Source organism: Ureibacillus massiliensis 4400831 = CIP 108448 = CCUG 49529 (assembly GCF_000772965.1).
Classification (GTDB): Bacteria; Bacillota; Bacilli; order Bacillales_A; family Planococcaceae; genus Ureibacillus; species Ureibacillus massiliensis.
The window spans coordinates 53,179-77,472 of the sequence record NZ_JPVQ01000017.1 but is presented as its reverse complement, the minus strand read 5'-3'; the positions used below and the strand labels follow the sequence as shown (position 1 = coordinate 77,472).

Sequence of the window (24,294 nt, the reverse complement as noted above, 5' to 3'; positions counted from 1 at the left end):
TTCCTTTTTACATGGAAATTTTCATTTACACAAAATATTTTATACTCTCCAACTTAGTCGAGTTTTGCAGATTAATTAGATATTCTAATAGCCTATTGTACCTCTTTATAGTTATTCTTGTAATTCGTTCTCCTTTTGTTTTATAGAATTCTTAACATAAACAGCCGTTCTAGATATAAATTTCAAATCTCCATTATCATCTCTCGCCCTTTCAACACCTGGAAGTACCTTATCCTGTTCCGCTTTATTCTGATCTTTTTTGACAACTGAATTATAAAGTTTTCCAAGTTTTGCTCTTAAAGTGGACGGTTGTAAGTATCCCTTTTCAACTGTAGAAATACATAGTTTAGAAAATGAATCTAACATCACAAGTGTAAATTCTCCGTCATCTCTTTCATTTGTTTCTTTAATAAGTTCATTTAGTGCAGCAGTATAATCGAATCCTACTGTATCTAAACCTATCTTTTCAACAATATCACTGTAATTTAAGCCACTCATATAAATTCTTTCGAATATATTTTGCATGAGCAAATTTATAGTAATATTATTTTTGTTTGCATCCTCTTCGATACGTTTAAACAATTCCTGTTCTAATGTCAAATAAACTCTTGGCATAGTAATACCTCCTATAACTTCGTGGGTTTTGGCTATCGCACGTTTTTTATTATAATGGGTTTTGGTTACCGTGTAAAGCGTATTGTTATAATCTCATTTTTCTGACGCAAAAATGTTATTAAATTATATTGCTCTTACAAGCAAAAAGAGCACCCATTTCTCAATAATGGCGCTCTTATATGTAGTAAGATTATCTACCGTATTCAACGTAAGTAAAGGTAGCAAAAATGCTAGTTTTCTATCTTTGTAGAAACATAATTTATAGTCATGTATTTATAGTTATCAACGTTAACAAACATAGGACATTACATGAGGGGTGGGTACACGATTGGTTGGTTTGTCTGACGAAACACCTTCTTCAGCCTTACAAACGGCAGGATACACACTTCCTGTTTACTTTGCAAGTGAATATTCCATTATCTTTAATTTACTCATTGTAATCTCTTTTTATCGAATATTCTTCCCATGTAACTGTTCCATCGTCATCTACTCTCTTAATAAATGATGTACATTTTTTTGTTACAGTATTGTATTTTAAAAGTGGTATAGTACCACTTACATTTGTTTCACCATCAATAAAAAAGTGACTTTTTCCGTCCCAAAATATATCATGAAAATCTTTGTCTTTAGCTAAGAAACTTGTGCTGATATGACCAGCAATAATATCTTTGTGAAACTTACCAAAAGTAGCGGGGAATTTGCTGACAAAGTATTCGTCTGGTGTGCCATGCTTCCAAAATTCCACAGCTTCCTCATCAATACCTGCATGGACAAATATTTGCGTTTCGGTCTCATAATTTAACGGTAAGCTAATTAACCACCGAATTAACTCTATGTGGTTGGCTAAAATATCCTTTTTTATTATTTTAGCAGCACGAAATAAAGAATCATGATAACCTAACTCTGTTTTTATCTGTTCAATTTTTTCTTTACTAGATTTTGCAATAAATGTATTGACTGTAGAAAAATCATTATCAGTGCTAAGCCATTCAACATTCCAAATATCACTATCTTTTGCATTTAGAAATTCTAAAAACATAGTTCTTTAGTGAAAAATAATTATTTTTTTCCATACAAATTTAGATGCTATGACGTGCGGCATATCCGTTGGCATACCTTCTCTAAAGGAGTGGCTAAAGCCTTCGTTCTGCCGAATCCACCTGTACTTCAAACCCTATAGCCTGTCAGTCATAACGCATGCAGGAGTATTGACGGGATAGTTTCAGAAAACATGGTTTCTTCATTCCTATCCTCCGTTGTAAAGTTAAAAATTTGCCACGCAAACTTCCCTGTATTTCACGAGCTAAATCGCTTATAACAGAACTTGTCGCGCGCGCCCGATTATTGAATAACGAAGGGGGCTTCTATTAGCAGGTTTTGTTGAAAATGTAATCGATGTTAAACCCTGGAACTCCAATATCATTAGCAGGCGGTGCATACACATATAATCCCCACCAATACTTGGAATTTTTATGTAGGTTAGCATTATATTAATCATCAACCAAGAAAAAAGCTGACAAAAATAACTTAAAATACAGCTAACGCTTTTGCATATATTGTATGAGAATACTTCGCCCTTGTAGAAAGTAATGAAAAGATACCCTCTTTTTGGTCCTGTAAGAAAGTATCCGAGTAAATAAAACTTGCTAATAGTGGTGTTAGTACTAGTAATGCATAAAATAGAAATCCTACATAATTTCCAACTTGTCATATCCTTAGCTGGTCTTAAATAATTAAAAATCCACCCATAAAATTGAAAGCATAAAGTTCCCCCTTAATTAATTGCTTTCTAAATGGATATCATACAAAGCTTGTAGACTATGTTCAAGTTTATTACTAGAATGTACCATTTTGCTATGAGAACCGTTAACAAAACACCAATAAATTTACAGTTATTTTACAATAACTTAATTTACATTATTATCAATTAATGGTTATAATTTGTATGTTAGGAGGTGTATTAAGTGAAAAAAATACTTAAATTTTCACTCATAGCAATATTATTATTATCGATTTTTACAACAAATCAGAGTACTAGTACAGCTTCAACATTAGTTGACGATTATCGAGAGGTCGAAGAGGTTACTACGGAAGACACAATTCAACCAATGTCTATTCCAGAGTACGGCTGGATTGTTCAATCTGAAATGAATCGCGCTTGCGGAAGCGTTGCAAGAATACCGAATAGTTTGGTTGCTTCACTCCCAGGAACACAATCCCTTGATGGAACGGTTCCTAATAAAGTAGAACAGGAAGATTTATTAGAACGCAATACTATTGAACCGCTTAGTAGTAATTATGTAAGTGAAATTCGATATAGTAATGCGGGTGAAAGAATAGTTTTAGCATTTTTACCTTTTGATAACTATGGATATTGCCACATATATAATCGTCATATGAAGGAATCTGATGGAACTAAGAAAAAGAAAGGTACTCATTATTCTGATAAACCATCACAATTCATGTATGCATCATTCCCTGATAGAACTATGGATATAGTAATGGAAGTTGTTAATGGCCAAGATGGTTGGGATAAGGAAGTAAGAGATAACTGGTCAAAATTGAAATGGTCAAAGACGGAACAACAAAATGTTAAAGTAATTGCAAAAAGAGGAAGTAAAATGGCTGGTACTAGCTTTAAATCAACGGATTGGGTAATAATAAGCGCATATCCGTTCTTTTAAACGAAGTGCATCATTAATTTTATAAAATTAATGATGCATTTCATTTAAGTATAATACTATCTTAATATAGAGGAGGTTTATTTAATTGGAGCAAATGGATAATAAAATAATAACAGCTGTAAAAAATGGATTAAAGGGATTTGAAATTGGTGCCTATTTCATAGGTTGTTTTTTTGAAAACTATCCTTATTATGAGTATTTTAATTCTCCAAACATTGAAGTAAGAAAATATTCAAATGCTGTATATATGGTTAAACTCGGTAATTGGAGAGTAGGTTGTGCGTTCCCCTTCTACAGTAAACAGGAAGAACTTGCTCGTTATACATTAGCTTTTATCGAAAATAAGGACACTATTCGAAGTGAGTTCCCATCTATTTATTTACAGATATTAAATAATTGGAGAATATTGCTAGAAATGTGTGATGAAGGAGATGAACACTGGGAAATTAATATTCCTTCTATCTTAATAGAAAAGATAAGAAAAGAAATTGATTTACATACTTTGGAGGATTTTTTAGATGATGATGATTTAATAAGAGAATTAAATATTTAGATATAAGGATGCGTAGCCATCTTTAGATTCATCTGTTTAGTAGTTTTTAACACAAATAAAAAACAGGTCGGGGAAATCCCCTAAACGAGTTTAGATAATGCAGTAATTACGAACTTTTTTGGTCTATTAAAATCTGAGCTATTATATATACAAGTATTTGAGAGTATATTTCAAACATGAACTTGAACTGTATATTGAATATTACAATCACAAACGCATTAATGAAAAGTTAAAGGAATTGAATCCGGTACAATACCGTATTCAATCCTCCATAGCTGCTTAGTCTAACATTTTGGGGTCACTTCATAGATTGTACTTTTCTCTTTAAAAGAAAGGATATGCAGTTATTATTACCCAATCATCTGCTAAATAGCTAGTGCCACTCATTTTACTTCCTCTTTTTGCAATAACCTTTACATTATTTTATCTCTCCTATTTATCCAGTAAAGCATAATAACTTCAATTAAAAATATATTCACATTGAAGTTATCATGAAAGTTAGTCCATGCCATTATTAAGATAAATCCTATTACATTATTTTGAGATTGATATATTTATCTCTTTTCTGTAAATATTTTAACCTCTTTAGCATATGGCTGTTCACCTAAACGTGGATGGGAGGTTTAAGGACTATCTACCAACAAAGAATCTTACACTTTCACGTTTGCCCTTATAAATTATAGCAATTGTATCGCCGTCCACAACACTAACGAGTGGAAATTTCTCGAAGTCAGTTACATCATATGCCGAATCTACAGAAGCATCTTCATAGATTTGGTTTTCTTTTAGGTCACAGGCACCTAATAATAACGTTAAAATTAATAGTATAGGAAAAATCCTCTTACCCATTTCAATTCCCTTTCTACTTTATTAGTCCATTCCTACCTAACGAAAAATCAAATATAAAATAACAGCTAAAAGGAATGTTAAACTCGTAATTATTGTTTTTATGTCAGATGGTTTCATAATAATCCTCTCAAAAAAATTTATTTAAAAACGTATAGTTCATTTTAATACATAATTGAATATTTCACTATTTCTAAATAGATAAGTAAAATATATTATATTACAAAACTAATATCCATAAAATAAAACGCCATCTAAATGGATGACGTCCTTTAATTTTTACTATATATTATTTTCAATTCCTTTTATTTGGCTTTATTACTTGACTCAGCTGCAGAGGTACTCATGACAAATGAAGGAACGTCATCGAACGTTGCCTCTTCCTCTTCTAAATCACGTGCTTTATGTGCAATTCTCGATGCTGCACAAGCCGCAATACTTGCAACTAAATCATCTAAAAATGTATGGACACCTTCCCCTGCTTTTGTATCTAATTTTTTAATAATTCCAATTTTTTTCTTATCTAAATGTCCATAGGTCGTTACAGCAATGCTTCCATATGTTAATACTGAACCTAGTGCTATCGTTTCATCTACTCCAAACAATCCTTCATCGGATTCAACAATCGCTTGTAAAGGTTGGGAAAGCATTTTCTTTTCCGCCAGTTCATCAAGCTCAATTCCAACTAAAACGGCATGCTGAATTTCACGTTTTTGAAGCACACGTTCAACTGAGCTTACACAATGCTCTAGTTTTAATCCTTGATTATAAGGTTTTTGCATTTGATATACTATTTCAGCAATATCTTCAACTTTTACGCCACGACGATTTAGAGCTTCTTTTGCAGCAGTTGTAACATCGTTTGAATGAACGCGAACATTTTTATTATGCATAATAAAACCTCTCTCTATATAAATTTAATAAACATATTAATCAGACTAATTGCCTTTCCATAAATTAAAGGATACTATTCAATATGACACAGCTTATGTAAGGAGGTTTATCCTGTGGATAAAGGAAATGTAAAGGACATTTTATTTTATAGCGAGGCTTTACAAGAGGAAATAGAGCTATTAATCTACGTTCCTGCTAATTATACCCCACTTTATAAATATAACATTTTAATCGCATCGGATGGAAAAGATTATTTCCAGCTTGGTGGCATTACGAAATTAGCTGATGAATTAATAGACAATTACGAAATAGAAAATTTAATCATTGTCGGAGTCCCATATAAAAACATAAACGATCGTAGAAAAAAATATATACCTTCCGGGGAGCAGCATGAAGCATATTTACGCTTCCTTGCACATGAACTTGTTCCGTATCTTGACCGAGAATATTCTACATTTCAGCTTGGTACAACTAGAGGTGTTATCGGAGACTCGATGGCAGCCACAGTCTCTTTACTTGTAGCATTAAAATATCCTAATATTTTTAGTAAAGTCATTTTGCAATCACCTTATGTTGATGAGGATGTCTTAAACATCGTTAGCCAGTCATCTTCTCAGGAGCTACTTTCCATCTATCATATTATCGGTAAAGGCGAGAATGAGGTTGTTACAACAGATAAAACTGTGAAAGATTTTTTAACTCCAAACCGTAAACTACATGCTTTACTTAAAGAAAAGTGCTTTACTACATTTTATGATGAATTTGATGGAAACCATACATGGAAGTATTGGAAACCCGATTTGCGCCGCGCGTTAATAGAAAATTTTAGTGAATAGTGTCTGATAAATGCCTGAATATTAATAATTCTGTTATAATTAAAAAAGTTAGCTTAATAATTTACACAGGGAGGTAATGGATTTGAAATTTGGTATTGTTGCATTTCCATCAAAAAAATTACAGGATTTAGCGAATACTTATCGTAAACGTTACGATTCTCATTATGCGAAAGTGACTCCACATATAACATTCAAAGAAGCTTTTGAGGCGGATGATGTAAAAGGAATTTCAGATATTTTATCTTCAATTGCGCAAAAGTATGCACCTTTAAAGATTCATGCCTCTCGCGTTAGTTCATTTTATCCAACAACGAATGTCATTTATTTCAAAATTGAACCAACAGAACAATTAGCAAAGTTTCATAAAGAAATTCAAGATTCCATCAATATTGGTAAACCTAAGCATGTATTTGTACCGCATATTACCATTGCTCAGGATTTAACAGCATCGGAACATGATGATATTTTTGGTCAATTACGTATGATCGGTGTAGATGAAAAAGATACAATCGATCGCATTCATCTGTTATATCAATTAGAGGATGGTTCATGGACGACATACGACACTTATAAATTAAGCGGAGCTGAAGACTAGAAGTGTACGAAGTAAAAATAGTCGAAACTGAACAGCAACTTCAATCAGCCTATGAAGTAAGAAATAAAGTATTCGTTGTAGAACAAGGAGTACCAGAACATTTAGAATTAGATGAATTTGATACAAAATCAACACATTTCATCGTCAATGATGGAGAGCAAGTGGTTGCAGCTGCTCGTTTTCGTGAATATCAACCAAAAGTAGGTAAGGTAGAAAGAGTTTGTGTTTTGCCGAGCTATCGAGGGAAAAAATTAGGAGTTCTTATGATGAAGGCCATCGAAAACTATGCTGCTACACATGGCTTTCAAAAGTTGCTCTTATATGCGCAAACACATGCGGTACCATTCTACGAAAAGCTTAACTATGTGATCAATTCACCAGAATTTTTAGATGCTGGTATTCCACATCGCTCTATGGAAAAATTGATATAAGGAAAAAGTAGTTACCATTTTGGCAACTACTTTTTTTAATACCACTCATTGCATATTAGATTACAGCATTTTCTCAATTTTACTAAAATCTAATGCATTTCCATCTTTAATAATGGATTTTACAATTTTATCTTCCAATTCTCTTGTAATTGGTTTCTTTGCCATTTTACTTACACGTTGAACGATTTTACGTACTTGTTTTTCATTTGTAAAATCAGCATATTGGATTGCATTAGCTAGTGCCATAATTTCTTCCATCTCAACACCAGTTTTGTTTTCTATCTGCTTAAAAAAAGGGTTTTGCATTTTCTTCCCTCCTTACATACAAACACTACCAGCAATAACTACCAACAATGATTAATAAAATGAATAAAACAACGATTAAAACAAAAGTAGAGCTGTTGTTTTTGCCTCCATCACAACTACCCATATCATATGCAGGACTTACTTGATTGCAACCACAATAATTGTTCCACATAAAAATTCCCCTCCTTTCACTTAGTATCCTATGCGGTGTACTAAATGAAAGGAGGGGTATTCGTCTAGTTTGCTTTACCTTTTGGTTTAAAAATTAGGGCAGCTATAAAACCAAATACAATGGCTGCACTTATTCCTGAGCTCGTTACTTCAAACATTCCCGTTAAAACACCAACCCAGCCGTGCTTCTCTGCTTCTGCAATAGCACCTTGAGCTAATGAATGTCCGAATGATGTAATAGGAATCGTAGCACCTGCACCAGCTAAGTCAATGATTGGTTGATACAAGCCGAGCCCTGAAACGATTGCTCCTGATACAACTAAAATTGATAGAGTATGTCCCGGTGTCATTTTTCCAAAATCCATTATTAACTGTCCAATTAAACAAATGATACCACCTATAAGAAATGCAAAGAAGAAATCAAAAAATATCATTTCTTTCGCCTCACTCCATCGTTATTTCAATTGCGTGTGCAGTACATGGAATTGATTCGCCTTGCTGGAAGGATAGTGGCGAAAGAAGAGATCCAGTTGCACAAAGTAATACGCGTTTATATCGTCCATCTTTTAATTGCTGGAAAATGTAACTATAGTAAACAGATGCTGAACATCCTGCACCACTTGCTCCTGCTAAAAAAGCTTCATCCTCACCATAATATTCAGCGCCTGCATCCCGCAAAAGTTGTAGATCCTCTTGTTTTACTCCAGATTCCGTAAACATTGCTTTTAATATATTTAACCCAATTTTTCCAAGGTCACCCGTCATGATCAAATCATAATCCGAAAATTGTTGGTTTCGTTTCTCCAAATGGCTTTTAATTGTATCAAATGCAGCAGGTGCCATTGCTCCACCCATATGGAACGGATTTGTGTCACCATTATCGACTACTTTTCCAATTGTCGCCGCAACTATGGAAGGATTATCTTTGCTATGATTTCCAATAAGGGCATATCCGGCTGCAGTTACCGTCCATTGTGCTGTTGCAGGTTTTTGTCCACCATAATCAATCGGATAGCGGAACTGTCTTTCAATCGCATTATGTTGACTTGCTGCTCCTGCTATTGAATATTTTGAGGCACCTAATTCAGTTAGCAAGCTTGCAACAATTACTGAAGATATACTTGTGGCACAGGCTGAAAATAATCCTATAAAGGGTGTTCCCAACTCACGAGCCGCAAAATTACTTGGTGTCATTTGATTAACTAAATCGCCACTTAAAAAGTAATCTATATCCAGCTTATTATTTATATTTGCTTTTTTCATTACGATATCGCAAGCCTCGGTAATCATTTTTGCGTGGCCTTGCTCATTTGTTTTTTCATTCCATCTTTCATCATCAACAACTGAATCAAAATAAGAATAAAACACACTTTTCTTTTCTACTGGTCCCGCTACCGCTCCACAGGCTAAAATCGATGGCTTTGATTGAAATAGTATTACCATTGAACAACACCCATTGATACGAGTATTAGCTTAATGAGGGCGACAAAAAAGGCAGATGCAACACCAAAAACAATAACGGAACCAGCTAATTTAAAGATGTTGCCACCTACCCCAAGCACCAAACCTTCAGTACGATGTTCAATTGCTGCTGATATTACTGCATTACCAAATCCAGTAACAGGAACTGCACTTCCGGCACCAGCAAATTGTCCTAATTTACGGTAAAGTCCAAAACCAGTTAAAAGCATTGAAATAAACACCATCGTTGCAACTGTTGGATTCCCAACTGTTTTTTCCGTAAAATCAAAAAAGATAATATAAAAGTAAGTGATGGCATGACCAATCGTACAAATTAAACCGCCAATAAGAAATGCTTTAATTGAGTTTTTTAAATAAGGTGTAGGAGGCGTTATTTGTTGCTCAAGATTCTGATATTTTTCTTGTTCCATTATGTTTCCTCCTTAACTAAACTTTTCAGTTTCTCAACACGTTCACTAACCTTTTGCTTGTCTTCCTCATTCACCAATTTATTCGCTTCCCAATACAATTTAAAATCAGCAGAAACTAAAACATTCATATCTGGGTATTGTTCTTCTAATTGGGTTTGTAAATCTTGTTCTATTTTTTCTTTTCGAAAATCAAGCCAAGGTTTTGATTGAACCGCAACGAGTAACTGATCATCAACTAGGATGGCCGTTCCACTATAAATATCGTTATTATTATTCATTGCTTCTCGTACTTCTTCTCTCTTTTCGGCATCATCAAGCACATCTACTACTTCAATTGTTTTCTCATTACTTGAGCATCCTACAAGGATAAAAGGGACGAAGAAGAAAAACACCATTTTTTTCAAAATTCAACCCCCTTTTTCAATCATTATTTGCTCTTTCAAATGAAACTATTCAAAAAAATTAGGCCTAAATTTAAAGCCTATAAACTATAGCCCAGTTTTAGGCGTTATCTCAACATATTGTAGATTGAAGCAAATATGAAGAGAGGTGAATTTAAATGGGTTGTGGTAAAGATAACCTAGAAAGCAGTTCTTTAGGTGGTGTTAGTCGTAATATGGGCTGCGTGTGTGAAGTAGTAAAAACAATCTTAAAAATTCAAAATGAGGCGGTTCGTAATGACTGTGATTCCTGTGGAACAAGTTGCTTCCTTGAGCCACTAGGTGGTCTTCCAAATCGTGCTCGAAATGCAGACACACGCGTATTTATGTTATTAGATAAACTTGGTAAACCATTCAAAGCAGTATACTTCGACAAACACGAAGGAGACTTCGAATTTACACCATTCTTCCGTGTAGAAGATATGTTTGGTGATTGCTGTGCTACTTTACGATGCATTATGCCAGTAGCTGATGATGGCGATGAAATAAACGATGTAGTAGATCTAACAACTGATAATCTAAATAACGATGTTTTCAATCACATTAGAAAATATAAGAAAACAGAAACTTGCTTAACAGTTGATTTAAATAATTTCACAGCAATTCAATGTATTGCAGACGTTGACCTAAACATTTGTGACTAATATTTAGCGTAGCGTAACTCACTAGTGGGTTACGCTATTTTTTTACAAAAAAAATCGGTAAATTCAGTGTTTAGAATTTACCGATTTTTATTTATCATTCATGAAATTTTTATTTTATATTGTTATTGCCTTAATTTCATTGCCATTTATTAAAATAAGATTATTTGTAGTCGTTTTTATTTTCACACTTATTCCGTCTACTTCCTCAAGTCTGCCGGTAATTTTATCCCCATCATCAAGGTGAAATACTAAATTTCTATGACGATGATTTGGCTGCGAAAAATAACTTAATTGTCTAACGATTACTTCATTTTGTATCTTTTCTGTTCTTGATATTTCGTAAACAGACGTACTTTCATCTAACAACGTATCCGCTTCAACTTCCGTCTCCTTTACTTCAACATAGTAAAATGGAGGGCTTTGAATAAAAAGTAATGGTTCTCGAACTTCCAATTTTGCACATCCTTTTTTTCATATAAATATGCAAAATCTTATTTTTCGTGACTTTCACCTAATTTTTAGGGAAAAGCCTCATCCTAATTGACCAATGAGCATTGAAGCTAACCCTAAATAGATTAATATACTTGTAATATCATTTAATGTTGTAATAAACGGACCTGATGCAACGGCAGGGTCGATACCCATTTTATGAATTAATAATGGAATAAATGAACCTGCAATCGTTGCAACAACAATCGAACAACAGATGGCTGCTCCTACTAATAAACCGATGATTAGTGAATGCTTCCAGAAAAAGATAATCCCTATCACCACTAGGGCACAAATAATACCAGTAATCAATCCTGTACTAATTTCACGGAACAGAAGTTTTAATTTGTTTTTGCCATCTATTTCACCAGTTGCAATACCACGTACAGCAACAGCCAGTGCTTGCGTCCCACTATTACCAGATGTTCCTGATATTAATGGGATAAATAGCGCAAGAATGGCAACCTTATCCAAAGTTGCCTCGAACTGTCCCATTAATGTCGCGGTTATCATTCCTAAAAATAATAAAATGATCAGCCACGGTAAACGTTTGCTTGCTGCTTTAAAAGGATTAACATTCACATCATCAACATCTGAAATCCCGGCAAGTTTTGAGTAGTCATCAGATGCTTCTTCATCAATAACGTCAATAATATCATCAACAGTGATAATCCCAACAAGCTCGTTGTTTTCATCTACTACCGGAACGGCTAAGAAATCGTAATCTTTGAATATTTGCGCAACATCTTCTTGATCAGCTGTTACATTTGCATAGACAACCCGGTCACTCATAATATCTTTAATTAAAGTATCTTCACTAGAAACAATTAAATCTCTCAATGAAATGACACCAGTAAGTCGATGCTGATCATCCACAACAAATACATAGTAGATTGTTTCAGCATTTGGTGCTTCATTTCTTAATACGTTCATCGCAGATCGAACTGTTGAGTTTTGCAGGATGGAGACATACTCGGTAGTCATAATTGCCCCTGCAGTATATTCCTCGTATGCTAATAATTCATGGAATTCCTCAACGGTTTCACTATCCATCATTTCTAAGAAACTATCTCTGTGCTCTTCATCAAGTTCATTTAATACGTCGACCGCATCGTCGGTATCCATAACTGAAAGCATTTCTGCAGCATAAGATGTTTCCATCTCTTTTAAATATTCTTCATATTCACTATTATCTATTTCAAGAGCCTCAAAGATTAAGGCTAACTCCTGAGGAGACAAGAATAGAAAAATAATTTTACGTATGTCAGGGCCCACCTTCTCGTAAAACTGGGCTTGATCATATGGATGAAGTGCTAGGTAGTGTTCACGGAATTCTTCAATGTTCCCATCCAAAAGTAATTGACGGAGAAGTTCCTCATCATATTGTACTTCGTTGTCGTTTCTATTTTCTATCATACTTGTCCCCTCCTTTCGAATTTTAATTCATTAATATCTTACATGACGAAGATATTAATGTTAACCGTTTATTTCGAATTAAAAAAGATGTTCGAATATTTATTGTTCGAACATCTCATTATTTATTAAATTTTTCATTGTTTCAAGTATTTCACTAGAAAAAAATATTTTTTCTTTTGATAATGGATGAATCATTTCTAAATGTACACAGTGAAGTGCTTGTCTGTTGTACAGTTCTCTACTTCCTCCATAAAGGTCATCCCCAACAAGTGGATGGCCAATATGAGCCATATGTACTCGTATTTGATGGGTTCTTCCAGTATGAAGCTTCAGCCTAACATGGGAAATTGGCTCACTATTAAAGTAGCCTCTTTTGATTACTTTCACATCAGTATGTGAGTATTGTCCATCATCCCGTACTTCTCGTTCAATAATACTAGTTGGCTTTCTTCCTATAGGAGCAATTATTGATTGTTCATCTATTTCAACGTGTCCATGAACAATAGCTTCATATTGCTTATTTATTAGTTTATTTTGCTGCTGAATGCCCATTAAATGATGGATATGGCTATGTTTTGCGATACAAAGTAAACCTGAAGTATCTCGATCAAGTCTCGTCACAATATGAACCGTTGAGTGGATACCTCTTTCTTTAAAGTAACCACATACATAATTTGCTATACTTCCCGTTGGATGCTCTCTTGAAGGAATTGTATTCATAAATGGTGGTTTTTCAATAATGAGAAGTGCTTCATCTTCATAAACTATGTTTAATTTTCCATGTTCAATTACAAGACCATCACTTACTTCCTCTAAAGGAAAGAAAATCGTAATTTCATCGCCTTTATTTAATGAGTACCGAACTGTTTTCTCATCACCATTTACTAAGATGTTTCCTCCATTAAATTTAATGGATGTTAAGGCTCGTTTTGATATTCCCTCGGCTTCAATTGCTTCACGAAGAAGCTCACCATCTCGATTTGCATAAAATGTTATTTGAAATCTATTGTCCATCGAAACTCCTAGTCATTTGATACAAACGAATCGTGTACTCTCTCCCAAAAAGGAAACGGTCTAAATCTTGCAAAACGCACTTTTTGAGATGCCACATTAAATGTAATTGACTTCAAATCCGTTTGTTCTAAATGAATATGATCAATCGTCATCGTAAATTTTTGATTTGTAACCGGCTTTAAAACACAATGATGATGAGCAGGTAATACTAACGAAGAACCTACCGTACGGAAAACACGATTGTTAATCGATGCCATTTCTGTTATTTGAAATGCTTGTAATGTTGGATGAATAATTGCTCCACCTAATGCTTTATTATAAGCTGTACTTCCAGAAGGAGTAGATACACACAATCCATCTCCTCTAAATCGTTCAAAATGGGTCCCATTTAATTCAATATCCATAACTAGTGTTACATCCGGAGACTTCACAGTTATTTCATTTAATGCTAAATACGTATTTGTTTCTGCATTATTATGTTGCACTCTTACTTGTAGGAGTGGATATTCAACAACGTTATATTCCTTCTTAGCAATCGATAAAACAAGTTTTTCTAATTCAGAAGGTTTCCAATCCGCATAAAAACCCAAATGACCAGTATGAATACCGACAAAAGCTACTTTATCAAGTCGGTGGGTATGCCGATGAAAGGCGTGTAATAATGTACCATCACCGCCAATGGAAATAACAATTTCTGGCTCCTCTTCATCAAATGTTAGACCAAAATCCTGTAGATATGTTTTTGCAAGGTCTCTTAATTCATTTGATTGATCGTCTCTACGTGATTGGATAGAGAATTTCAAATCACTCACTCCTTTTCCTTTTTCGTAGGAATCGTTGGATTGGTTGCTTCTTTTACTTCGCTAAAATATGCTTGGGCCTCTTGAATTTCACTTCGAATGGATGACATTTCTTCATCTAAACGGAATGCTGCCTCTGCAGCACTTTGTAGTCGATTTTTAATTTCTTCTGGAAATACCCCTTTATATTTATAATTTAATGAATGTTCAATTGATGCCCAGAAGTTCATGGCTAATGTTCGAATTTGTATTTCAGCTAAAACTTCTCTTTTTCCATTAATCGTTTCAACAGGATAAGCAACTATCAAGTGATATGAACGATAGCCACTTGGTTTTTTATGTGCGATATAATCAATTTCTTCAACAACTCGTAGGTCATCTCTTTGTCTTATTAGATTCGTGACTGTTGTAATATCATCTACAAACTGACACATAATGCGTAATCCTGCAATATCTTGCATTTCTTCTGCCAACCGTTCGGATGGCTCAAAAGGGATTCCTTTTTCTAGAGATTTATCATATATACTTGCCAAAGGTTTTACTCTTCCTGTCACAAACTCAATAGGTGATGTATTCCCCTGAATTCCAAACTGAGAACGCATGCCTTTTAGCTTTATTTTTAATTCATCTACAGCTTGTTTGTATGGACTTAAAAAAACATCCCATTGTCCCATAGTAAATTCCTCCCTGCCTAAAACAGTACATCAAGAAGCTTGATGAAAATAACAATTTCCCCAAATTGCTATTTAATGAATTGAAGATGAAAGACTACTCTGTTTCTTCTACTAAAATTTCATGAAAAGTTTCTTCCACTGCTTTTACAAAATCTTCTCCATAGTTATCATTACCTTCGATATTGTAGATGAGTGCGAGAAGCTCCTCATAAAAGTTTTCTAACTCAATCGATTTTCCTCCGATTTGTAAATGCGGATTTTTTTCTCGCTTTACGATTTCAAGTAGTTGCGGCCACACATTCTTTGGGAAGCTTACATAACTTAAATTATCTCCCTCTTCAACTAAATATATAAAAGCTTGACCATCTGAATCTGCAAGTACTTGATGAGCAGGTTGAAATTTTATTTTCTTATCATTTTCGTTTAAACTAAAATGAAGTTCATTATGTATAAATTGAAATTTTTCTACGCGGTAAATATTACGCAATGTTCTTACATCCCTTCGCAGCACTATTCATTTCATATTTTAACATAGTACATACTTTCGAGAAAAAGAATAATGAAAAACCACATATGTTTTTTACGAAGAAAGGAAGAAATTCATGACTCAGGAAATAGAGATCGAATTTAAAAATTTGCTTACTAAAGAGCAATACGAAATGTTATTAAAAGAATTTAAAATTGATGATTCTAAAATCATTCGTCAAACAAATCATTATTTTGATACCCCTGAGTGGCATTTAAAAACGTTACATGCAGGTTTAAGAATAAGAGAAACGAAGTCATCTATTGTCTGTACATTAAAAGAAAAAACAGCAGAAAATACACATTTGGAAACAACGGATTCTTTGTCATCTAATGAAGCCGAAATGATGTTAAATGGCCAGCACTTCGATGCCCCATCTGTTCATAGAAAATTATTAAATTTAAATGTCCCTATCGATGAACTGAAAGTCTTTGGTTCCCTAACAACGGATCGGGTGGAATTGCCTTATAAAGGTGGTATACTTGTTTTAGATCACTCATTCTATTTAAACTGTGATGATTATGAGGTAGAATATGAAGCAGATGATGAAAATACAGGTGCAGAGATTTTTAATAAATTTTTAACGGACTTCCAAATAGAAAAACGTGCAACCGATAAAAAAATTGCTCGTTTTATGAAAGCACTAAATGCTAAGAAAGGATGATCATATGGACGTATCTTCAATGAAATTACTACTTGAAATACAAGCGTTACAATCCATCGGTTCTTCATCATCAAATAGTATAAATGCATTAAGTAATGATAATTCGGTTTTTTCTCAATTACTAGACCAATTCGTTGAGGATTCATCTAGTAATTTATCATCAAATGCATCTGATCTTATCGAAAGCTTTACTTTAGATTCTAATAAAGCATCTAACGCATATAATAATTTATTTTTAAATAATGAAAATTCATCATACATACCTGCATCTTATTATGACACATTACTTAAAAGTAATGAATTAAATGAAAATAATACGGTTATGGGAAGTAGCAATATTTTTCAAGAATTAATATCAAAAGCATCCGCTACATATGGTGTACCTGAGAAACTGATTACATCGGTCATTAAACAAGAATCAAATTTTAATCCTCTCGCTGTTAGCTCAGCAGGTGCAAAGGGTTTAATGCAACTCATGCCTGGAACTGCAAAATATTTAGGTGTTATGGACCCAACTGACCCTGAACAAAATATAATGGGTGGAACAAAATATTTAAGCGAAATGTTACATCAATTTGATAATAATATTGAGCTTGCATTGGCTGCTTATAATGCAGGACCAGGTAATGTAAAGAAATATGGCGGAATCCCACCTTTTGCTGAAACACAAAATTACGTACAGAAAATATTAAACTCTTATCAGGCATAATTATTGAATATTTTAACTCTATTATTTTAATGTTAATTTGCAAAAATAAGTTGTTTATAGCTGTTAAGCGAGGGCATTTGTCACTTTATTTCGATGCAAAGTGGAGCTTACCTAAGGGAGAAAATGAGGCATTCTGCCTGAAACGAAATCAATAAAGTCGTTTCACAGAGTAAAACTTTTTTCTTATTATGTAATTCTAACCTATTATGTAAACAATTCTTTATGCGATTTATTTGAGAATTGAAGTCTACGTTGTTAGAATGAATATAACACTTAAACAAATCATTCATTAAAAGTAACATATCTTTGCATCCATACATATGTATTTTTGCTTATTACGAAAGAAGGAGTTACACCTATGAATCGAAAATATACGATTCCTTACGAGGAACTTGGTGCTGATAAGCTAAAAGAGCTGATACATGCTTTTTACAAACGTGTCGACAAGCATCCATTGTTACGACCACTCTTTCCGGAAGATTTGTCAGAAACTGCACGTAAACAGATCCAATTTCAGACTCAATACTTAGGTGGACCTAATCTATACACAGAAGAGCATGGTCATCCAATGATGAAAGCTCGTCATATGCCCTTTAAAATTACGCCTGATCACGCACAGGCTTGGCTCGAATGTATGAGTGAAGCAATGGATGAAGTAGGGCTTGAAGGAAAGTTTAGAGAAGTATACTTCAAGCGACTGGCTATGACTGCCCATCACATGGTTAATACACCAAATGAACATGAGGAGGAATTTTAGTGAATAATATCCAATTATTAACTGAACCTATTGCACCTCCAAATATTACTAAGCCAATAGAATTATATATTTTCATTGATCCATTTTGTCCTAGAGCAATACAAATACAATCGATCATAAGAAAATTATTAGTGGAATACGATCATTATTTTAGTTGGCGATATGTAATTAGTACACAGCTTTCATCACTAAACAGCTTAGGTCGTCGTACAAAAGGTTGCTTTTCAGGTGCCCAACTGGATATTTCACACCCTGCCTTTCCTTCTATCGCAATTAAAGCAGCTGAGCTCCAAGGAAAACGTGCAGCATTTCGCTTTATTCAGAAGCTTCAAGAACATACAATTTTAAACACAAAAGATGTGCAGTATTATTCTACGTTGATAGAAATCGCGAAGGAAGCAAATTTAGACATTGATGAGTTTGCTGCGGATTTCGGTTCAAAGGAAACAGCCCGTGCTTTTCAATGTGATTTATATATTGCTCATGAGATGGAGATTGATGAATTTCCAAGTATTGTATTCTTTAATGAATGTATTGAAGATGAAGGTTTAAAAGTAAGTGGACTGTATAGTTATGATGTCTATGTTCATATTTTACAAGAATTATTAAATGATGAACTGATTAAAAAACCTTTACCTACTTACGAAGAATTATTTAATCGTTTCCACACATTAACAACGCAAGAAGTTGCTGATATTTATTCAATTACTGACCAAGACGCAGAGCGCGAGTTAAAGAAGAGAATGCTCCAGCAGAAAATAGAACGACTATGTAATGATAAAATTTCGCTTTGGCGATTAAAAATTTAATGCACTTATACACATACTTTTAGTCTGGCCGATATGGTCAGGCTTTTCTTTTTTTGATGGATTCTACGGTTCAAAAAGGAAAACCTTATTGTTAGTTAAAATTAAGGTTCTTATTTAGAAGAAAAAATAATTTATAACGCTTATTATAATAATTAATCCTATAAATAATAAAAATCCGGTTAAAGTAAATCCTGTTACTCCATTTCTTTCCGGGACATAATTAAAATCCTTGTTATCTCTATTTCTCCTCATAACGTTACCCCCTGATTCTTTATTTTTGTTAATTTTATACAGTATTATCATTTATTATTATACTATGCTATTTATTGATATTAAAACCATCATTTTGAATTGAGTAAAGTAGTCAATTTTTTTTGCATGAAAAAGATTAAAAAACAGCCTTTTCACTAAAATTAAAGTATTAATAAAAACATAGGTATAATAAAAGGACCGTCACTATTCTGTATAATAGTGACGGTCCTTTTCACAAAGGGGATGGGAGAAATGTTCACGTTCAAACAAAGGGGTGTATGTTTGTTTTGTGATTTATTTCACGAATTAAATTTATCATAGATTTATAGCATTTCGCAACCGTTCGACAATTATTTCACAAATTCGTCAAATAGTAAGCGATTACAACGAAATGAAGGCGTTTACGAAATTTTTTTCTTAAATTAAAGCTTTTAAAACCAAAGAAAAAAGGCTACAGAAAATCGAATCTGTAGCCTAATAGTCCTATTTCAATAATAACGATTCAAGCTCTGCTAATTTTTCTTCAAATACTTTACATGCTTCTGAAATTGGTTGTGGAGATTCCATATCGACCCCAGCAGCTTTTAATACTTCTATTGGGAAATCAGAGCATCCTGCTTTTAAGAAGTTGTTAATATATCGATCTACAGCGGGTTTACCCTCTTTTAAAATTTGCTTACTTAATGCAGTTGCTGCACTTTGTCCTGTAGCATATTGATATACATAGTAATTATAATAGAAATGTGGAATACGAGCCCATTCTAAACCAATTTCTTCGTCTATTGTAATTTCATCACCAAAATATTGCTTATTTAAATCGTAATAAATCGTCGTTAAACCTTCTGCAGTAATAGCTTCACCACGTGCATCCATTTCATGAACAATATGTTCAAATTCTGCAAACATCGTTTGACGGAACACCGTACTTCTAAATCCATCTAACCAATGATTTAACAAATAAATTTTCAGTTGCTCATCTTCAGTCGTTTTTAGCAAATAATCGAATAGTAGCTCTTCGTTGCAAGTAGAAGCTACTTCTGCAACAAAGATCGAGTAATCTGCATATGGGAATGGTTGATTTTCCGTTGTGAAATAACTGTGCATACTATGCCCAAATTCATGAGCTAAAGTAAATAAATTATTTAAATTATCCTGCCAATTCATTAATACATATGGGTTTGTACCATACGTTCCTGAGGAGTATGCACCACTTCTTTTCCCTTTATTCTCAAGAACATCTACCCAGCGGCTTTCTAAACCTTTTTGAACAATGGATTGATATTCATCACCTAGTGGCTCAAAGCTTTTTACCATTGTCTCTTTCGCCTTTTCATAAGGCATTTCAATTTTCATTTCTTTTACTAAAGGTACGAATAAATCATACATATGAAGCTCATCTACACCTAACACTTTTTTACGAAGGGCTATATATCGATGTAGTACTGGTAAAAATTCATGAATTGTGGAAATTAATTGGTCATACACTTTTTCAGGAATATGATTATTGCTCATTGCTGCATGTCTAGCTGAAGTATACTTTCGAATACGAGCGTTTACATTATGTGCTTTTACATTACCGGAAAGTGTTGATGCAAATGTATTTTTAAACTGACCATATGTCTCATACATTGCTTTGAATGCATCACGTCTAACATCACGGTTGTAGCTTTCTAAAAATGAAATATAATTCCCATGTGTTAATTCAACATCTTCGCCTTCATCATTTTTTATCACTGGAAATTGAAGATCCGCATTATTTAATGCACTAAACGTTCCACCAGAAGCACTTGTAACTTCTGAAAACTGTGCTAACATTTCTTCTTTATCAGCGCTTAAAACATGTGGTCTCTGTAGGTTTAACTCTTTTAACATTTGTGCATATAATTGTAATGGTTCATATTCTTTTAAGTAACTGTTAATAGTTTCCTCATCCACAGATAGTATTTCTGGTGTTGTAAATGACCATGCTGCAGCTAGTTTCGCACCTAATGATCGTACTCTTCCATCCATTGCTTGGTATTTACTGTTTGTCGTATCTTGATCATGCTTTAAGTGACTATAAACATAAAGTCTGCCAAAGCGTTCTGATAATTTATCACTAAATTGTAATGTTTCATATAAGCTTTTTGCACTTTTTGTTACTTTCCCTTTAAATTTTTCAGACTCTGGCACTAATTTTTCAATTTCTTTAAATTCTTGTTCCCATTCATCATCAGAAGAAAAAATTGTTGATAAGTCCCATGTTAATTCAACGGGTACTTCATCACGTGTTAAAACCTTTTTCGCCATAAAATAGCCTCCGATACAGTAAATTTCAATTCTTAAATATTTTCTCAATTTCCATTATTTAATGCAAGAAATTGGTCGTATAACACGTCAATGAGTTGCCCATCATCTACAGAATCCTGTACATGATGAATGGAAAGTTTTTTTATCAGATTGCAATATTCATGGACTGTAGCGATAGTTCTATCTGATTGGTCAATCCCTGCCCATTTTAAAAAGTGAAGAATATCTTGTTTTTCAATAGATCCATACACGGACCCGCTCAACTGCATAAAATAAAATAGCGCCGCTTGCCATTCAACTGCAAACCCCTTCATACTTTCATTCCCTCTAAGGGGAACACCTATAAAATTTGGAAGTGAGCTCAATGTTAAACGTAGCTCGTAAAGACTTCTTAAAAAGAGATCGTTTACTCCTTTCCTACTGAAATGGAGACGATATTTTAAAAATTGCTTCTTAGTATCAACATATGTCTTGAAATATTGTTTAAATTCAAGTTTCGTCAACTTCTTTGGTAAATAGAATGGAAATAATTGTTGATTTAAATCAAGGGTTTGGACTCTAGTGATATAACGATTATCTTTCACATGTAGTAGGTTTGAAAAATATACAAATTGCTTCTTGTAAGGATGGTAGGTAATTAAAAAAAGCTGGGTTTTAGTGGTTTGGATAAACTGACGAAGTTGTTCGTTTAAGGAAATTTTAGTAATACCACTTTCAAAATACTTCACTTCTGGTGTATAAGGGATCCATATCGGAATAATATTATTATCTAGATAGCCCTTGCTTCTATATAGGTATTTTTCTTTTGAAATGGTACTACATTGAAATTCAATAGCAAAGGTATTGTCTTTACTCGTTTTTACTAATAAATCAGGCCTTTGTTTAATGAAAGGTAAATAACTTTCTAATTCCACATTCAACTGAAGTGATTGAAATAATTCGTACAATTGCTGTTTACCTAATAAATGCGCCTCTGACTCACCTTCTGAAAATCGCAAATCACAATCATTATTGGATAAATGTGAAAAATGAGGAATTTTTACAGATCCAATTTTAAATTGAACCGGTTGTTTACATTGAGGACAAAAAAAGGTTCTCTCTTCACGAATCTTTTTATATATCGCTTTAGGCGTGCTCGAACATATAACAAATCGTTCATTTTGATCTGTTATGGCTACAAGCATAAATGCCCTCCTTCAAATTCATTTTAAAAAGAGTTTAGTATATGTGCAACCGAAAACTTGAAAATAGCGGGAATTTTTATTTTGAGGGCTTTTACCAAGTAATTAAAAAAATAAAGCCAAAATCCATTTTAGAATTTTGGCTTAAAATCTAATCGAAATATTGAATGACAGTTTCAAAGCAGCGATCTTGCATAATTTCTTCACCATACTCTTGAAGTCGATAAATCGTCATTTTTGAGCTAGTTAAAAACTCGTTCAATATCGCCTTAATATTTTGGCGTTTAGATTTTTCTTCGACATCAGTGAAATCTACTGCAACATAGTAAATATTGTCATATTTATATAAAGAAGAAGGTATATCGAAAGAAACGAGACGTTTAGCAACTGGAATTACTTCATCAAAATCTTTAAACTTGTAAGTGACGATATTTTGTACTGAATGATTTCCATTCATCGTATCTTCATCAACTGAATCAAACATTGAATCTTTTAGCTTATGTTCTGCACCATCTCGATTTTCATCAAAGCCTGAGAGTAGACTTGATTCGCCATCGCTATTAAAATTGGCACGGGTAACAATAACTTCTAGGCCTTGTTCAGAGGCATTTACATGTATCCAAATTGGCCCTTCAAGATCAAAGTACTCTTCAGTGTTTATTTCGCCAATCATATCCCAAAAAAGTTCCTCGCCTTTTGCTCTGTTGTACCAAATTTCTTCCTTACTATACCCACGATCTTCAATATCACGATAAGATATAAAGAGTTTTAGTGTATTTTCATTCACGCGTTCGATGTCCATATAACTTCAACTCCCTTCTAGTCTTCGTTGAAAAACACGGAAAGCGTTATTAGTATGCTTGAAATGTTCACTTTTATTAGTAAACAATTCAAAAGATGTCACACACCAAATCAGTTTTAAAAGAAAAATATTTAATTTGGTTATGCTACATTCTATAACTCTATTGTATGATGTTTGAACATAAAATGAAAAGGAAAAACATCTACAACATAAAATTATTTGAATATTGAAATTGTAGTTGACTATTCAACTGAAATCAAGCAATTTTTTATTGGATTCTTTAGAATTTACAGACAAAAATATATCTATTTTTCGACATTCATCATAGATAGAAAAAATCGATAAAATCCCTGCAAGAGGATTTTACCGACCATCCATTTCCTTTATTAATTAGTTAACCATACGTTGAGCTTCAAGTAATTGAAAGGCACGAACCTTTCTTGGAAGGAATCGACGAATCTCATCTTCATTGTATCCAACCTGTAAACGTTTCTCATCAATAATAATAGGTCTACGTAAAAGACCTGGGTATTCTTGAATTAACTCGTATAGTTGTTGCAGTGGTAAACTTTCTACGTCCACATTTAATTTTTGGAATATTTTTGATCGCGTAGAAATAATTTCATCTGTTCCGTCCTCGGTCATTCTTAAAATTTCTTTTATTTCACCGATCGTTAAAGGCTCAGAAAAAATATTTCGTTCTCTATATGGAATTTCGTGTTCTTCTAACCACGCTTTAGCTTTTCTACATGATGTGCAGCTAGGTGATGTAAATAGTGTTACAATCACGTCTAAGACACTTCCTTTCAATTGAATATCTATATTAAATTTTTATCACTTTAGAATTAATATAAATTAGATTATTGACTTCATTATACAACATTAATTGCCTTTTGGATATAGTATCTTGTAAAAAAATGTATCACCTAATTAATAAAATAGCTTCATTTTTGCTCATTTATTCAAAATTTTTATTTTTTCATGTATTATCTATATATACTTATA

Annotated in this window: 30 protein-coding genes and 1 pseudogene; 11 read left to right on the top strand and 20 right to left on the bottom strand. The window is 33.3% G+C overall.

The window, feature by feature from the left end; translation table 11 throughout:
* Positions 1-111 precede the first annotated feature (111 nt).
* Both CD30_RS10690 and CD30_RS10685 read right to left on the bottom strand, forming a co-directional pair.
* The gene (locus CD30_RS10690; protein ID WP_036176562.1) at positions 112-615 is read right to left on the bottom strand and encodes a hypothetical protein; all 504 of its coding nucleotides are present in this window, start codon (positions 613-615) and stop codon (positions 112-114) included.
* Positions 616-1,042: 427 nt separating this feature from the next.
* Positions 1,043-1,654, bottom strand: coding sequence for a hypothetical protein (locus CD30_RS10685; protein WP_052126152.1), 612 nt, complete (start codon positions 1,652-1,654; stop codon positions 1,043-1,045).
* Positions 1,655-2,579: 925 nt separating this feature from the next.
* Here CD30_RS10685 and CD30_RS19495 point away from each other — a divergent pair.
* The 3 genes and pseudogenes from CD30_RS19495 to CD30_RS19800 form a co-directional block, all read left to right on the top strand.
* Complete coding sequence (locus tag CD30_RS19495) at positions 2,580-3,299, top strand: hypothetical protein (RefSeq protein ID WP_052126151.1); 720 nt, start codon at positions 2,580-2,582, stop codon at positions 3,297-3,299.
* 85 nt (positions 3,300-3,384) lie between these two features.
* Positions 3,385-3,852 carry a hypothetical protein gene (locus CD30_RS10675; protein WP_036176559.1) on the top strand — a complete coding sequence of 156 codons (468 nt, stop codon included), beginning with the start codon at positions 3,385-3,387 and terminating at the stop codon, positions 3,850-3,852.
* 93 nt (positions 3,853-3,945) lie between these two features.
* Positions 3,946-4,135, top strand: a pseudogene (locus tag CD30_RS19800) (IS3 family transposase); the annotation flags it as partial.
* 347 nt (positions 4,136-4,482) lie between these two features.
* Here the strand turns inward: CD30_RS19800 and CD30_RS10670 are convergent.
* Positions 4,483-4,701, bottom strand: a complete 219-nt coding sequence (locus tag CD30_RS10670) for a hypothetical protein (RefSeq protein ID WP_052126150.1) — start codon at positions 4,699-4,701, stop codon at positions 4,483-4,485.
* Positions 4,702-5,003: 302 nt separating this feature from the next.
* The gene (locus tag CD30_RS10665) at positions 5,004-5,591 is read right to left on the bottom strand and encodes a phosphatidylglycerophosphatase A family protein (RefSeq protein WP_036176556.1); all 588 of its coding nucleotides are present in this window, start codon (positions 5,589-5,591) and stop codon (positions 5,004-5,006) included.
* A 114-nt stretch (positions 5,592-5,705) separates the two neighbouring features.
* On the opposite strand from CD30_RS10665, the gene CD30_RS10660 reads away from it, so the two are divergent.
* The 3 genes from CD30_RS10660 (at position 5,706) to CD30_RS10650 (ending at position 7,454) form a co-directional block, all read left to right on the top strand.
* On the top strand, positions 5,706-6,428 hold the full coding sequence (locus tag CD30_RS10660; RefSeq protein WP_036176553.1) for an alpha/beta hydrolase: 723 nt from the start codon (positions 5,706-5,708) through the stop codon (positions 6,426-6,428).
* An 82-nt stretch (positions 6,429-6,510) separates the two neighbouring features.
* Positions 6,511-7,023, top strand: a complete 513-nt coding sequence (locus CD30_RS10655) for a YjcG family protein (protein ID WP_036176550.1) — start codon at positions 6,511-6,513, stop codon at positions 7,021-7,023.
* Between the two features lie 2 nt (positions 7,024-7,025).
* A complete protein-coding gene (locus tag CD30_RS10650) occupies positions 7,026-7,454 on the top strand; it encodes a GNAT family N-acetyltransferase (RefSeq protein WP_036176545.1) in 429 nt (142 codons plus the stop codon).
* Positions 7,455-7,514: 60 nt separating this feature from the next.
* Here the strand turns inward: CD30_RS10650 and CD30_RS10645 are convergent, their stop codons facing one another.
* The 6 genes from CD30_RS10645 to CD30_RS10625 all read right to left on the bottom strand — a co-directional run bounded on the left by CD30_RS10645 (position 7,515) and on the right by CD30_RS10625 (position 10,227).
* On the bottom strand, positions 7,515-7,760 hold the full coding sequence (locus CD30_RS10645) for a stage VI sporulation protein F (protein WP_036176542.1): 246 nt from the start codon (positions 7,758-7,760) through the stop codon (positions 7,515-7,517).
* 25 nt (positions 7,761-7,785) lie between these two features.
* Positions 7,786-7,884 carry a YjcZ family sporulation protein gene (locus CD30_RS19795; protein ID WP_141096055.1) on the bottom strand — a complete coding sequence of 33 codons (99 nt, stop codon included), beginning with the start codon at positions 7,882-7,884 and terminating at the stop codon, positions 7,786-7,788.
* A gap of 112 nt (positions 7,885-7,996) precedes the next feature.
* Positions 7,997-8,365, bottom strand: a complete 369-nt coding sequence (gene spoVAE / locus CD30_RS10640; protein ID WP_036176539.1) for a stage V sporulation protein AE — start codon at positions 8,363-8,365, stop codon at positions 7,997-7,999.
* 10 nt (positions 8,366-8,375) lie between these two features.
* The gene (locus CD30_RS10635; protein WP_036176536.1) at positions 8,376-9,374 is read right to left on the bottom strand and encodes a stage V sporulation protein AD; all 999 of its coding nucleotides are present in this window, start codon (positions 9,372-9,374) and stop codon (positions 8,376-8,378) included.
* Entirely contained in the window at positions 9,368-9,823 is a 456-nt protein-coding gene (gene spoVAC, locus CD30_RS10630) for a stage V sporulation protein AC (protein ID WP_036176533.1), read from the bottom strand. The genes CD30_RS10635 and spoVAC overlap by 7 nt, the downstream gene beginning before the upstream one ends.
* The gene (locus CD30_RS10625) at positions 9,823-10,227 is read right to left on the bottom strand and encodes a hypothetical protein (protein ID WP_036176529.1); all 405 of its coding nucleotides are present in this window, start codon (positions 10,225-10,227) and stop codon (positions 9,823-9,825) included. The genes spoVAC and CD30_RS10625 overlap by 1 nt, the downstream gene beginning before the upstream one ends.
* Positions 10,228-10,382: 155 nt before the next feature.
* On the opposite strand from CD30_RS10625, the gene CD30_RS10620 reads away from it, so the two are divergent.
* A complete protein-coding gene (locus CD30_RS10620; protein ID WP_036176526.1) occupies positions 10,383-10,907 on the top strand; it encodes a CotY/CotZ family spore coat protein in 525 nt (174 codons plus the stop codon).
* A gap of 114 nt (positions 10,908-11,021) precedes the next feature.
* Here CD30_RS10620 and CD30_RS10615 read toward each other — a convergent pair whose 3' ends face one another.
* The 6 genes from CD30_RS10615 to CD30_RS10590 form a co-directional block, all read right to left on the bottom strand.
* Positions 11,022-11,360, bottom strand: a complete 339-nt coding sequence (locus tag CD30_RS10615) for a hypothetical protein (protein ID WP_052126149.1) — start codon at positions 11,358-11,360, stop codon at positions 11,022-11,024.
* A 78-nt stretch (positions 11,361-11,438) separates the two neighbouring features.
* A complete protein-coding gene (gene mgtE / locus CD30_RS10610; RefSeq protein WP_036176523.1) occupies positions 11,439-12,812 on the bottom strand; it encodes a magnesium transporter in 1,374 nt (457 codons plus the stop codon).
* A 99-nt stretch (positions 12,813-12,911) separates the two neighbouring features.
* Positions 12,912-13,826: an RluA family pseudouridine synthase gene (locus CD30_RS10605; RefSeq protein WP_036176520.1), complete on the bottom strand. Its 915-nt coding sequence runs from the start codon at positions 13,824-13,826 to the stop codon at positions 12,912-12,914.
* An 8-nt stretch (positions 13,827-13,834) separates the two neighbouring features.
* A complete protein-coding gene (locus CD30_RS10600; protein WP_036176517.1) occupies positions 13,835-14,629 on the bottom strand; it encodes an NAD kinase in 795 nt (264 codons plus the stop codon).
* A 5-nt stretch (positions 14,630-14,634) separates the two neighbouring features.
* Positions 14,635-15,300 carry a GTP pyrophosphokinase gene (locus CD30_RS10595; protein ID WP_036176514.1) on the bottom strand — a complete coding sequence of 222 codons (666 nt, stop codon included), beginning with the start codon at positions 15,298-15,300 and terminating at the stop codon, positions 14,635-14,637.
* Positions 15,301-15,394: 94 nt separating this feature from the next.
* On the bottom strand, positions 15,395-15,787 hold the full coding sequence (locus CD30_RS10590) for a UPF0738 family protein (RefSeq protein WP_036176511.1): 393 nt from the start codon (positions 15,785-15,787) through the stop codon (positions 15,395-15,397).
* Positions 15,788-15,902: 115 nt separating this feature from the next.
* Here CD30_RS10590 and CD30_RS10585 point away from each other — a divergent pair, with 115 nt between their 5' ends.
* From CD30_RS10585 to CD30_RS10570, 4 genes are all read left to right on the top strand, one after another.
* A complete protein-coding gene (locus CD30_RS10585; protein WP_036176508.1) occupies positions 15,903-16,490 on the top strand; it encodes a CYTH domain-containing protein in 588 nt (195 codons plus the stop codon).
* 4 nt (positions 16,491-16,494) lie between these two features.
* The gene (locus tag CD30_RS10580) at positions 16,495-17,199 is read left to right on the top strand and encodes a lytic transglycosylase domain-containing protein (RefSeq protein ID WP_036176506.1); all 705 of its coding nucleotides are present in this window, start codon (positions 16,495-16,497) and stop codon (positions 17,197-17,199) included.
* Between the two features lie 358 nt (positions 17,200-17,557).
* Positions 17,558-17,956, top strand: coding sequence for a globin domain-containing protein (locus tag CD30_RS10575; protein ID WP_036176503.1), 399 nt, complete (start codon positions 17,558-17,560; stop codon positions 17,954-17,956).
* The gene (locus CD30_RS10570) at positions 17,956-18,765 is read left to right on the top strand and encodes a DsbA family protein (RefSeq protein ID WP_036176497.1); all 810 of its coding nucleotides are present in this window, start codon (positions 17,956-17,958) and stop codon (positions 18,763-18,765) included. Before CD30_RS10575 ends, CD30_RS10570 begins: the two co-directional genes overlap by 1 nt.
* Before the next feature lie 735 nt (positions 18,766-19,500).
* Here CD30_RS10570 and pepF read toward each other — a convergent pair.
* The 4 genes from pepF to spxA form a co-directional block, all read right to left on the bottom strand.
* Positions 19,501-21,306 (bottom strand): oligoendopeptidase F, encoded by a 1,806-nt coding sequence (gene pepF / locus CD30_RS10565; protein ID WP_036176495.1) that lies wholly within the window; start codon positions 21,304-21,306, stop codon positions 19,501-19,503.
* 44 nt (positions 21,307-21,350) lie between these two features.
* Positions 21,351-22,490, bottom strand: coding sequence for a competence protein CoiA (locus CD30_RS10560; protein ID WP_052126148.1), 1,140 nt, complete (start codon positions 22,488-22,490; stop codon positions 21,351-21,353).
* Between the two features lie 148 nt (positions 22,491-22,638).
* Complete coding sequence (gene mecA / locus CD30_RS10555) at positions 22,639-23,289, bottom strand: adaptor protein MecA (RefSeq protein ID WP_036176493.1); 651 nt, start codon at positions 23,287-23,289, stop codon at positions 22,639-22,641.
* Positions 23,290-23,679: 390 nt separating this feature from the next.
* Complete coding sequence (spxA, locus tag CD30_RS10550) at positions 23,680-24,075, bottom strand: transcriptional regulator SpxA (protein ID WP_141096054.1); 396 nt, start codon at positions 24,073-24,075, stop codon at positions 23,680-23,682.
* Between the last annotated feature and the right edge of the window lie 219 nt (positions 24,076-24,294).

Coding starts and splice junctions, on each gene's coding strand:
- CD30_RS10690 (WP_036176562.1), bottom strand. CDS start 615: ATGCCAAGAGTTTATTTGACATTAGAACAGGAATTGTTTAAACGTATC.
- CD30_RS10685 (WP_052126152.1), bottom strand. CDS start 1,654: ATGTTTTTAGAATTTCTAAATGCAAAAGATAGTGATATTTGGAATGTT.
- CD30_RS10670 (WP_052126150.1), bottom strand. CDS start 4,701: ATGGGTAAGAGGATTTTTCCTATACTATTAATTTTAACGTTATTATTA.
- CD30_RS10665 (WP_036176556.1), bottom strand. CDS start 5,591: ATGCATAATAAAAATGTTCGCGTTCATTCAAACGATGTTACAACTGCT.
- CD30_RS10645 (WP_036176542.1), bottom strand. CDS start 7,760: ATGCAAAACCCTTTTTTTAAGCAGATAGAAAACAAAACTGGTGTTGAG.
- CD30_RS19795 (WP_141096055.1), bottom strand. CDS start 7,884: ATGGGTAGTTGTGATGGAGGCAAAAACAACAGCTCTACTTTTGTTTTA.
- spoVAE (WP_036176539.1), bottom strand. CDS start 8,365: ATGATATTTTTTGATTTCTTCTTTGCATTTCTTATAGGTGGTATCATT.
- CD30_RS10635 (WP_036176536.1), bottom strand. CDS start 9,374: ATGGTAATACTATTTCAATCAAAGCCATCGATTTTAGCCTGTGGAGCG.
- spoVAC (WP_036176533.1), bottom strand. CDS start 9,823: ATGGAACAAGAAAAATATCAGAATCTTGAGCAACAAATAACGCCTCCT.
- CD30_RS10620 (WP_036176526.1), top strand. CDS start 10,383: ATGGGTTGTGGTAAAGATAACCTAGAAAGCAGTTCTTTAGGTGGTGTT.
- mgtE (WP_036176523.1), bottom strand. CDS start 12,812: ATGATAGAAAATAGAAACGACAACGAAGTACAATATGATGAGGAACTT.
- CD30_RS10605 (WP_036176520.1), bottom strand. CDS start 13,826: ATGGACAATAGATTTCAAATAACATTTTATGCAAATCGAGATGGTGAG.
- CD30_RS10595 (WP_036176514.1), bottom strand. CDS start 15,300: ATGGGACAATGGGATGTTTTTTTAAGTCCATACAAACAAGCTGTAGAT.
- CD30_RS10585 (WP_036176508.1), top strand. CDS start 15,903: ATGACTCAGGAAATAGAGATCGAATTTAAAAATTTGCTTACTAAAGAG.
- CD30_RS10580 (WP_036176506.1), top strand. CDS start 16,495: ATGGACGTATCTTCAATGAAATTACTACTTGAAATACAAGCGTTACAA.
- CD30_RS10575 (WP_036176503.1), top strand. CDS start 17,558: ATGAATCGAAAATATACGATTCCTTACGAGGAACTTGGTGCTGATAAG.
- pepF (WP_036176495.1), bottom strand. CDS start 21,306: ATGGCGAAAAAGGTTTTAACACGTGATGAAGTACCCGTTGAATTAACA.
- CD30_RS10560 (WP_052126148.1), bottom strand. CDS start 22,490: ATGCTTGTAGCCATAACAGATCAAAATGAACGATTTGTTATATGTTCG.
- mecA (WP_036176493.1), bottom strand. CDS start 23,289: ATGGACATCGAACGCGTGAATGAAAATACACTAAAACTCTTTATATCT.